This is a genomic window from Thiohalophilus sp. (genome assembly GCF_031581315.1).
GTDB lineage: Bacteria > Pseudomonadota > Gammaproteobacteria > UBA6429 > Thiohalophilaceae > Thiohalophilus.
In genome coordinates this window covers 1-10,127 of record NZ_JAVLAZ010000084.1, presented here as the reverse complement: position 1 = coordinate 10,127, position 10,127 = coordinate 1, and the positions used below count along the sequence as shown (strand labels likewise).

Below are 10,127 nucleotides of genomic sequence, written 5' to 3'. Positions count from 1 at the left end.
AACTTCGCAACGCCCGGGTCAGCCGCTGAATCAATGTCATGGCGATAACGCCAAAGATAATAAAGAATACAATACTTGCCAGCGACAATATTGTCGGCATCATTCGCGCAAGTCGAGTCATGGCACTGCGAAACGTCGTGGCCTGTACGCCCAGCTTGTCGCTGGCCGTGGCCAGTTGTTCCCTCAACTCACCCAGCCGCCGGGAGGAAGGTTCTTCGGACTGCCATTCGCGCGCCAAATCATCGGCAATTTCCTCCAGCTCCAGAATTTGCCGATCACTGTCCTGCCACGCCCTCACTGCGTCACGAAAATACGGGGCATCGGAAAAAAATCGAAACAATACGATAACGCGCGGAATGTCCGAGGGATGAAACTGGCCGCGCAGAAATCCCTCACGAGCCGCTGTATAGTCGAAAGGTTCATTCTCCATCGCCCTGCGAGCCTGGAGATCGCCCAATGGAATATCGTGCCAGCGGCGCGCACGCTTCAGCGTTTCGGCATTCCCGGTCCGCGCATACTGTTCAAGATAATAGACCGTCTTGATCTGGCCCCGGGACCAAACAGCTTCTCCAGACAGATAGGCTGCGACACCGGACTGAATCTGGACCACCGCCACAGTAAATGCCGCCGCCAGTATGGCCAGAGCAAAAAGCCCTGCTATTAATCTCAGATAGCGGACCCTCTGCTGCGGATCGCTGCCAAGCTGCTGTCTGTCAGCCACATTCTCTTCCTTCTGTCGATAACAAAGAGAAACATCTTCGCAACAGCTTTCTCTTATTAATAATTACTTCGACAGCCCCCCGTGAACCTTTAATTTCCATTCAAAAGTAAGGGTAAACCCTGATCAAAAACCGGCAAAAACCCTCTCGTTTGCAGGTTATAACCCTTGAAAGCCGCTCCGTGTGGGATTAATCGTCATAACCGGCCAGGGTGTCAGCCCTGCCGAACATGGCATGGTCAGCGGCAGGAAAATGTTTTATCGACACAAATCGGAAGTGCCGGAGCTGTTGGAAAGATTCTGCAAGGTCCGAATATCTTGGCAATAAAACCGAATCGATAACGCCCACACTGAAGTCTCATTGACTCAAACAAAGTGCATGCCGACGCCAACCTTATACTTTCCCTAATACCCCGACACCTTGTTGATAGAGCTATTTTAAATTCCGCTACCGGTTGAGCTCGACGGCGCAGACTGTCGGCAACATCGGTGACAACTGTTTCAGGCCATGTCGGCAATGTCGTTTTATCAGTTACCCGTTACTGCATTCCAAGACCAAACATAGCTCATAGGCAATCATTCCCATTTGTAATATCGATATTTACTTATCAATGTTACCGATAGACTTGGGCTGGCGTTGACGTGGATATCCCACTCCGGGTGGTTTGAAAAATATTGCAATTCATATGTCTGTAAAACAATAACCCAGGCTACAGGTTCCCCTTGCAGGTAAGTCCTGCCCCTGTCCTGTAACAGGTGAGAGACCAGATGGAACAGATCATCATACTGATACCGGGGTTACCAATCCTCTCGGCCTTGCTGACTCATCTGTTGGGTTCTCGCATGGGTCGGCGGGTCGCGCGACTGAGTGTCACCGGGACAATGCTCACTTTCGGGCTGTCCGTCGCCGCCCTGTGGATGGTCATCGCCGGCCATGGTCCGCAAACCGTCAGCCTGTTCGGTTCCGGTGCGCTGCTGTTGCTCGACCCGCTGAGTACACTGATGACGGTAGTCATCGCCGGCATCAGTCTGGTCGTGCATGTTTATTCCCTGCGTTATATGGCCGAAGAGGTCGGTTACAGCCGCTTCTTCGTGCTGCTCGATCTGATGACCGCCTCGCTGCTGGTGATGGTCACCGCCGGCGATCTGCTGACCCTGCTTATCGCCTGGCAACTTGTCGGGGTTCTGCTCTATTTTCTGCTCGGCCAGAATACCCGGGATGTTTATGCGTATCGCTATGCGTTCTGGACCAAGATCACCTATCGCATCGGCGATCTGCCGTTGCTGATTGCCGCGGTGTTGCTCTACCAGGCCTACGGCACCGGCTCGCTGCCGGCGATATTCGAACAGATCAGCACCGATCCGGGCCCCCACCAGGTGCTCGGCTGGCCGCTGATGGATGTGGTCGCGGGACTCATCGCTCTGGCCGCTTTTGCCCGCTCGGCCCAGTTTCTGCTGCATACCTGGCTGCCCTACAGCATGTCCGGCCCGACGCCTGTCTCGGCGCTGATGCACGCCGGAATCGTCAATGCCGGCGGTTTTTTGATCAATCGCTTCGCACCGGTGTTCGTGCATAGCTCGGAGATTCTGCACTGGGTCTTTATCGTCGGCCTGGTTACCGCAGTGATCGGCTCGGTACTGATGCTCACCCAGAACGACATCAAGAAGTCGCTGGGTTACTCCACCATGGGCCAGATGGGCTTTATGATCATGGAGTGCGGCATCGGCGCCTTCTCGCTGGCCATTTATCATCTGATTGCCCACGGGCTGTTCAAGGGCACCCTGTTTCTTGGCGCCGGTAATGTCATCCATGCCGCACGCGGCGACGATGGCGTACCCAAGGAGGACCTGTATACCTTCGTGGTCGAACGCCGCCCGGTTCGTCAGCGCGTGCCCTGGCGACTGATGGCCGCCATTACCCTGCTGGTGCCGATCACGATTCTGGTAGCCGCCCACTGGCTGGTCGCGGAAGATTATTTCCAGAAACAAAGTGCCATCGTATTGCTGTTCTTCGGCTGGATCACCGGGGCGCAACTGATCTTTACCACTTACCGGATGCGGACCCGCAATCTGCGCCGGCTGATTACGCTGAGTATCTTTTCTTTCGCCGTGGTGGTACTCGGCTACACGTTAATCAGTCACGCCTTCGATCTGTTTTTATATCCCGATCCGGCGTTTCGCGAACAGATCTATGCGGCGGCGGACTTTGATCTGTTCTGGTTCGATCTGCTGATGGGTCTGATTGCGCTGGTTATCATTTTTGGCTGGATTATCATCAGCTTCACCGATCAAAACGGCAACCACAAAGGCCAGTATCGCCGCCGTCTCTGGCTGTCGTTCTATGCGTTGATCTCGCGCGAGTTTTATCTCACCGATCTCTATACCCGATTCAGCCGGGCCCTGCTGACCTTCGCGGGACGGCTCAATCTCTGGTTGAGGTGGATCTGATATGCCAACCGGAGCCTATCTTCTGATCGGCCTGTTCCTGCCACTGTTCCCGCTGAGCATGGGCTTCAACTTTGTGCTGGGTAAAAGCCGCTCTGCGCTGTTGCGCATAGTGCTGTTGCTGCTCTGGCCACAGATCGGCCTGCTCCTGTTGCAGACGCTGGACAGTCCCGTGCCTGGCTGGATAGTTCCGCTGGCCCTGTTCACCGCCGCGCTGTATGCCCTGCGCGCCCTGGCCCTGCGCGATGTGGGACAGTGGAGCGGCTTTCTGGCCACCTCGGCCTGGGCCCTGCTGTGGATTGCGCGCCAGGGTGATATGCCGATGTTACAACTGCATCTTTTCGCGCTGGGTTTCAGTGCCCCCCTGGTGTTGCTGACACTGCTCGGCGCGGGGCTGGAACGCCGCTTTGGCGCGGCCTATACCGGCCTCTACGGCGGCCTGGCCGAATCGCTTCCTCGCTTTAGCGCGATACTCGTGCTGGTGGTGCTGGCGATTATCGCCACGCCCCTGTTCCCCACGTTTTTCATCATGCTCGCCACCGTGATGCAGGCTGCCACACTCATGCCGCTGCTGGCCGTCGGGGTCGCCCTCGTCTGGTTACTCTGGAGCTGGGCGGGGGCGCGCCTGTTGCAGGGACTCATCGTCGGCCCGGCGGGAGCCGATGCGGTAATCGATCTCAATCGCATCGCCACCGGGGCGTATGCGCTGGCATTAACCCTGCTGGTGGCGAGCGGACTGTACGGCCTCGGAGTCCTGTTATGACATTGCCCCTGGGACAACAACTGAAAATTCGCACCATGATCTACGTGGCCGGCGAACCGATTCCGTTTTTCTGGCCCATGCGTTCGTTCATTCACCATAACCCGCTGCACGGCCTGGAACATCTGCCCTTCTCCGAGGCGGTGAAAACCGGCTCGCAGCTGTTTCATGGACGGGGCTTTTTATCCCGGCACGAATACCAGCGTTATCTGGCGCAGGACAAGGTCGACCGGGGTGCGCTGGCCGCCGGAATCGATGAGTTTGTGGCGCAGCAGCCGGTGATTCCCGGCGTCGATCTGTCGCACTGGTTGATGACATTACTCACCCGCAGCGACCAACCGATCAGGCGGGCTGCGTCGTTGGCCGACGCGAAGGATGTGCAGGCCGTTATCCAGCAGACGGAACCACCCGGGACAACGATCGATCCCGACACCCTGACGGCGACGCTGCGTGACACCCTGCTGGACGCCTGCCCGTTATATGAAGCGGTAGACCGGCTCTATGGTACCGGGATCGGTGCCGAGCTGGATGAGCTGGTGATCAAAAGCTGTCTCGATTTCTTCGACGAGGGTCAGTCAGTCTGGCAAATGCCCGGTCGCAAGCAGGGCCTGTTCAGCGCCTGGCGCGAGCTGGCCCTGCGTAACGCCCGGCTGTTTATGCGCGGTCTGCATATCGAGCGGATTCTGGAAAATGAACAACACCCCGAAGGCGTGATTGCCTCGGTGATGAGTGAGCTGGGCATTCCCGAGGACAAATGGGTCAGCTGTTTCTCTCGCGAGCTGTCCCGCCTGCACGGCTGGGCCGGCTTCATTCGCTGGCGGGCCAACGCCAAACATTATTACTGGAGCCAGCGCTATCCCGCCGACCTGGTCGACTTTCTGGCGATACGCCTGACCCTGGGCCTCGCCCTGCTCGCCGAACGCGCTCGCCAGCGGATCGCGACCGATCGGCCCGCGTTGGAGACCCTCATTCAAACCCGGCCCCGGGAAACCTGGCTGCGCCATGAATTACACAGCGGTGCCATACTGCCCGCCTACGCACAACGGGTGGAGCAAACCCTGGCCCGCGGGCGCGCCCACGCCATTGAACAATGCTTTGACGACTATGTCCGAGCGAAACGCCGCCACGACGCCGAAGACCAGGCCGACCGCCTGCGCAAGCTAGCGGCCCAGACCGATGCGAGCGCCGCGCTCGAGACCCTGACACCCGGGCAACTGGCCGAACTGATGCAGGTGCTGCAAAAATTCGAAGGCGAGGAAGGCATGCTCTGGCTGCGCGCGATGGAGGCCCATGCCATGGATGCAGTCCTGCGGGAAGTCAATCTGACCCCGCCGGCCCCGCGCGACAAACGCCCCTTTGCCCAGGCCCTGTTTTGCATCGACACCCGCTCCGAGCGGATTCGCCGTCAACTGGAACACGCGGGAGATTATCAGACCTTCGGCATCGCCGGTTTCTTCGGCGTGCCCATCAGCTTCATGGAACTGGGCAAGGGCAGTGAAACCCATCTGTGCCCGGTGCTGCTCAAACCGAAAAACCTGGTTCTGGAAATGACGGCCACGGAACCGGAGGATGTGGCCGCCACCACTGCGCTGGAAAAGGTACTGCACGAGCTGAAGGAATCGGTCTTCACGCCGTATGTCACCGTCGAGGCCATCGGCATGCTGTTCGGCTTCGACATGATCGGCAAAACCTTCATGCCGCAAAGCTATAACCGCTGGCGCCAGCGCCTGTTTCGCGACAAACCCGCGACCCACCTGTTACTCGATAAGCTGGATCGCGAACAGGCCGATTCCATCGTTCGCGCCGTACAGCGGGCGGTTGTAGCCAAAGCGGTCGAGCAGGCGTTCGAGCTCGAACCCGAAGCGGTGACTGATGACATGGTTCGTGAGCTGCGTGAGACCGCCCTGGGACATGCCGCACAGGCCCCGGCACTGCGCGAAGCAGTCAATCTGAGTGACGAAGCCGAACAGGCCTTTATCCAGCGCCTGCGCTCGGTCTACCGGATTGAGCCGGCCTTCGCCCGGCTGCAAATGGAGCAGCTGGCGCGGATCGGATTCAGTCTCGATGAGCAGACCAACTTCGTCAGCCAGGCCCTGCACTCGATCGGCCTGAACCGGGATTTCTCCCGCTTCATCCTGCTGGTCGGCCACGGCAGCACGTCCGAGAACAATCCCTATGAGTCGGCGCTCGATTGTGGCGCCTGCGGCGGCAATCACGGACTGATCAATGCCCGTGCGCTGGCCCAGATGGGCAACAAACCCCGGGTCCGTCAGCGACTGCGTGCCCAGGGGATCGAGATCCCCGACGATGCCTGGTTCCTGCCGGCCCTGCACGACACCACCACCGATGAGATCAAACTGTTCGACCTCGATCGGCTGCCGTCCTCGCACGTGGTCTATCTCGATCGCCTGCGCAGCGGCCTGACCGGTGCCTCAAGAATGTGCGCACAGGAACGCCTTCCCGAACTGCAACTGACGGCGGGTGAATGCGATCCGGCCGAAGCCAATCGCCATACCCGGCGCAACGCCATGGACTGGTCGCAGGTGCGTCCCGAATGGGGCCTGTCCGGCAACGCCTATTTCATCATCGGCCGCCGTCAGCTGACCCGGCACCTGTCACTGGAAGGCCGTGCGTTTTTGCATTCCTATGATTATCGCGCCGATCCCAAACAGCGCCTGCTGGAGAGCATCCTCACCGGCCCGCTGGTCGTCGGCCAGTGGATCAACATGGAACACTATTTTTCCACCGTGGATAACGAACGCTTCGGCAGCGGCAGCAAGGTCTATCACAACGTGGCCGGGCGCTTCGGGGTCATGACCGGCAATCTCAGCGATCTGCGCACCGGCCTGCCAGCCCAGACCGTGCTCGATCAGGGCCAGCCCTATCATCAACCGATCCGGCTGATCACCGTCATCGAAGCTCCCTACGAACATGCCCGTCAGGCCATCGAGGCAGTAGTGACGATCAAGAACCTGGTGCGTAACGGCTGGGTGCGACTGTTGATCATCGATCCGGATCAGAACACGGCCCATATCTACGATCAGGACGACTGGCATAGTCAGTCATTACCAGACGTTAACCCGGAAGAACAACCCACGGAGCCCACTGCATCATGAAAAACCTGAACTTCAGCCCGTTGAAAAAACTCGAGATTATCCTTGGCGGCGAACATCAGAGCTTTGCCACCGACGTACTGGATCGGGCCGGCGTCAAGGGTTACACCATTATCAACAACCTCTCCGGCAAAGGCAGTCACGGCTTTCATGAGGGGCACCTGATGTTCAACGAAGATGACGTGCTGATCATGATCATCGCCGCGGTGCCCGAAGATATGGTTAAGCCGATACTCGAAGGTCTGTCGCCCTTCTACAACGAGCATTCGGGTGTGGTGTTTATCTCCGACATTCAGGTAACACGACTGGTGAAGTTCAGCGATTAAGAACCGAGGTCAGGGCTCTGCACAGACGTTCAGTCCTCAAAATTCAGGCTGGCAATAATCCGGTTCAGGCGCCCCTGCTCTCCCTCATCACCCGGTGCCGCATTGGCACTGGCTGCCGCACGCGCTTCTTCTTCAATACGCCTGATATATTGTTCATTACAGGCCGTAACGGCCTGTTTGAGCGACTCCAGCAGCGGCGGGATCTCTTCCGGCTGACGAACCCAGGTTTCAATAAACAGGCCCCGGGACGAGTCGATTTTGACCGCATGCCCTTTTTTGGCGTTCAGCCGATTGAAATCCTCGCACCAGGCTTTCGGCGCCTGGTGGGAGAGTTTGAAATAGATGTCGATATAGGGCTCTTTACGTATCCGCGGCGGGCGCGTCTCGTCAACGCCGCAGATCCTGATGTCGCTGATACCTTCCATTATTACCTCCCGCAATCTTCACCCGAACCCACGGGATAATCCAGCATACGCGATAACTAACCACCCTGAATACCCGACCATACTCGCCATCTCAAAGCGCAGGGAGTCAGCAACCAGCATACCGACCGGCGTCAGTTGAAGGACGCCGCTTCCATTTCCAGGTAGATGCGATAGGCATTACCCCGGTTGCTGGCGTCGAAAGCCGGCATGTCCTCATAGTCTGACCAGTCGGTATTGCGATACGCCTCGTCAAACGGCACAAAATTCTGCGCCGCCTCGCCCATTTTCTCGCGCACGTATTTCAGATAGCCCTGGGTAAAACCGATTGCCTCGTGCACATCGTCAGAGGCATCGCCATGACCGGGAATGATAAAGCGGGGTGTCGGGTCCATCTTGTCGAGATAGGCCAGCCCCTGCAGCCAGCGTTCGACATCTGTATCCGGGCTGTCCAGAAAAGGAATCCGGCCCTTGTAGATCACATCACCACTGAACAGTACGCCGAGTTCCCTGATCAGCATGATACTGTCGCCCGGCGCGTGCGCCGGTCCCATGTGCCGCACCTCGAAGGTCAGTCCGCCCTGCTCGAAGCTATAGGTTTTTTCAAAGGTCGTATCCGGGGGTACCAGGTAGGTACTCTCATCCACCCAGGGGAACAGTGCCTGGCGGCGCTGTTCCAGTCGCTGCTGCCCCGCCTCACCCTGGCTGGCGCGATCCCCGCCGATATAGCCCAGCGCCTGTTGCTGCGCGATCACCTCGGGACTGCCGGCATGCTCGTCAAACGCCTGCAGGCCGTAAATATGATCGGCATGGTAATGGCTGATTACCACGTGTGTGACCGGCTTGTCGGTCACCTCGCGGATCCGCTGCAACATCCGGTAGCCCAGCGCCGGCGTGCCCAGCGCATCAAATACCACCACGCCCTCGTCGGTCACCACGAACCCGCCGTTGGAGGTATGCCCCTCGTTCACCGCATCGGGCACGCCCGACTTGCCGATAATGTAATACACCGGCGCCTCCGGCACCTTGTGTAATTCAAAGGGCAGACTGACCGCCCCGTAGGGCGTCTTGACCGGTTCGGCCAGAACCGAAACGCTCATCAGAGCCAGAAGCAATACAACAAGACCACGCACGCTATTCTCTCCCTTATGCGGAAAATTTCCGCGCTAACACATTATACAGCCAGGCAACGATCACCCCGCCAATCACCCCGTCGGCCAGAGCATACACGGTACCAAGCAGCACCGTGCCGACCCCGCCACCGGGATAAAAGCCCGGGTAGATCGAGCCGATCACCTCGAGAAAGGCGACGCCATACCCCGGCCAGATCAGATTCACCAGGCCCGTGAGCAAAATCGCCCCGCCCCAGAGAATCCCCAGAGTCAGACCCAGTGCCAGCGCATGTAATTTCATTGAGACCTCCTGTTCACTGCCAACAGCTGCCGGCAAGATAAACTATCTGTTTATATAGTATAGGCCCAAACGTCCCCGTACCCATACAGGCAAATTGCGGATCACCAGACCTTATTTGAGTGCGTCATACACGGAAAAGAACTGGCTGCAGCATGCCTCATCGCCCTGATCGTAATAGAGCGCGTTGAGAACAAAATCGACCGGCGGATCGAGCAGCCGCCCCTCCAGCAGAGTGTGATAGGAGGCCCCGCCGAGCAACCGGTGGACCTGGGTCAGATAGAGCCGGTTAATCACCCCGGCCGTCACCAGCGTCTCCAGCACTGCCGTGCCGGCGACCGAATAAATGCAGCAAAAGCCCTCGGCGGTGAGCGCCTCGATCAACGCCTGGCCCTCCACCTTGCGCCCTTGCCCGGCGATCAATACCGTCGCCCCGGCGGCCTGCAACGTTTTGATACGTTCGGGATCCGCCTGTGCCCCGGTGGCCACATACACCGGTCGATCCAGCTGTTCGCACAACACCTCCAGCGGCAAATCCAGACTGGCACTGAGCACCACCACCGCCGGCTGCGGCGCCAGCCCCTGCGCTTTGCGCCATTCATGCAGATCCGCATAGGCGGGATCGTCACTCAGCGGCAACGCATCCTGTGCCTCCCCGGCCGCAAAATCCCGTACATACCGTGCACTGGTCACCAGAATATCCGCCTGCGCCGCCAGCTCCTGGTACAACCGCCAGTCGCGCGGATTGGTAATCGCCGCCGGCACCCCCTTCTCCCCTGTCTCCGGATGCGCAATCGCAATCCGCCCGTCCAGGCTTTCGATAAAGTTGCTGTAGACCAGCGGCGTCTCCTGCAACTGTGCGCGATGCAGCGCATGCTGCAGATACAGTCCCTCCAGGGCGACATCCTCCTCACGGGAGGGAAACAGGCGGGT

The 10,127-nt window shown here is 58.7% G+C and carries 8 protein-coding genes and 1 pseudogene; 4 read left to right on the top strand and 5 right to left on the bottom strand.

The features are described 5' to 3' along the window. A pseudogene (locus tag RI563_RS10935) lies at positions 1-721 on the bottom strand (PAS domain S-box protein); the annotation flags it as partial. 765 nt (positions 722-1,486) lie between these two features. On the opposite strand from RI563_RS10935, the gene RI563_RS10930 reads away from it, so the two are divergent. From RI563_RS10930 to RI563_RS10915, 4 genes are read left to right on the top strand one after another with little or no spacing between them, the layout of a single operon-like run. Then, on the top strand, positions 1,487-3,166 hold the full coding sequence (locus tag RI563_RS10930) for an NADH-quinone oxidoreductase subunit L (protein ID WP_310694418.1): 1,680 nt from the start codon (positions 1,487-1,489) through the stop codon (positions 3,164-3,166). 1 nt (position 3,167) lies between these two features. Continuing rightward, complete coding sequence (locus RI563_RS10925) at positions 3,168-3,926, top strand: hypothetical protein (protein WP_310694417.1); 759 nt, start codon at positions 3,168-3,170, stop codon at positions 3,924-3,926. Continuing rightward, the gene (locus tag RI563_RS10920) at positions 3,923-7,039 is read left to right on the top strand and encodes a DUF2309 domain-containing protein (protein WP_310694416.1); all 3,117 of its coding nucleotides are present in this window, start codon (positions 3,923-3,925) and stop codon (positions 7,037-7,039) included. Before RI563_RS10925 ends, RI563_RS10920 begins: the two co-directional genes overlap by 4 nt. Continuing rightward, positions 7,036-7,362, top strand: a complete 327-nt coding sequence (locus RI563_RS10915) for a P-II family nitrogen regulator (protein WP_310694415.1) — start codon at positions 7,036-7,038, stop codon at positions 7,360-7,362. The genes RI563_RS10920 and RI563_RS10915 overlap by 4 nt, the downstream gene beginning before the upstream one ends. A gap of 29 nt (positions 7,363-7,391) precedes the next feature. Here the strand turns inward: RI563_RS10915 and RI563_RS10910 are convergent, their stop codons facing one another. The 4 genes from RI563_RS10910 to RI563_RS10895 all read right to left on the bottom strand — a co-directional run. After that, positions 7,392-7,787 (bottom strand): hypothetical protein, encoded by a 396-nt coding sequence (locus RI563_RS10910; RefSeq protein ID WP_310694414.1) that lies wholly within the window; start codon positions 7,785-7,787, stop codon positions 7,392-7,394. A gap of 131 nt (positions 7,788-7,918) precedes the next feature. Then, on the bottom strand, positions 7,919-8,884 hold the full coding sequence (locus RI563_RS10905) for an MBL fold metallo-hydrolase (protein WP_411293578.1): 966 nt from the start codon (positions 8,882-8,884) through the stop codon (positions 7,919-7,921). Between the two features lie 46 nt (positions 8,885-8,930). Continuing rightward, positions 8,931-9,197 carry a hypothetical protein gene (locus tag RI563_RS10900; protein WP_310694413.1) on the bottom strand — a complete coding sequence of 89 codons (267 nt, stop codon included), beginning with the start codon at positions 9,195-9,197 and terminating at the stop codon, positions 8,931-8,933. A 111-nt stretch (positions 9,198-9,308) separates the two neighbouring features. Then, positions 9,309-10,127 (bottom strand): RibD family protein (locus RI563_RS10895; RefSeq protein WP_310694412.1); only part of this gene is annotated, 819 nt, incomplete at its 5' end.

Bases quoted from the DNA above. Each gene is read 5' to 3' on its own strand.
- RI563_RS10930 (WP_310694418.1), top strand. From the start codon at position 1,487: ATGGAACAGATCATCATACTGATACCGGGGTTACCAATCCTCTCGGCC.
- RI563_RS10925 (WP_310694417.1), top strand. From the start codon at position 3,168: ATGCCAACCGGAGCCTATCTTCTGATCGGCCTGTTCCTGCCACTGTTC.
- RI563_RS10920 (WP_310694416.1), top strand. From the start codon at position 3,923: ATGACATTGCCCCTGGGACAACAACTGAAAATTCGCACCATGATCTAC.
- RI563_RS10915 (WP_310694415.1), top strand. From the start codon at position 7,036: ATGAAAAACCTGAACTTCAGCCCGTTGAAAAAACTCGAGATTATCCTT.
- RI563_RS10910 (WP_310694414.1), bottom strand. From the start codon at position 7,787: ATGGAAGGTATCAGCGACATCAGGATCTGCGGCGTTGACGAGACGCGC.
- RI563_RS10905 (WP_411293578.1), bottom strand. From the start codon at position 8,884: ATGAGCGTTTCGGTTCTGGCCGAACCGGTCAAGACGCCCTACGGGGCG.
- RI563_RS10900 (WP_310694413.1), bottom strand. From the start codon at position 9,197: ATGAAATTACATGCGCTGGCACTGGGTCTGACTCTGGGGATTCTCTGG.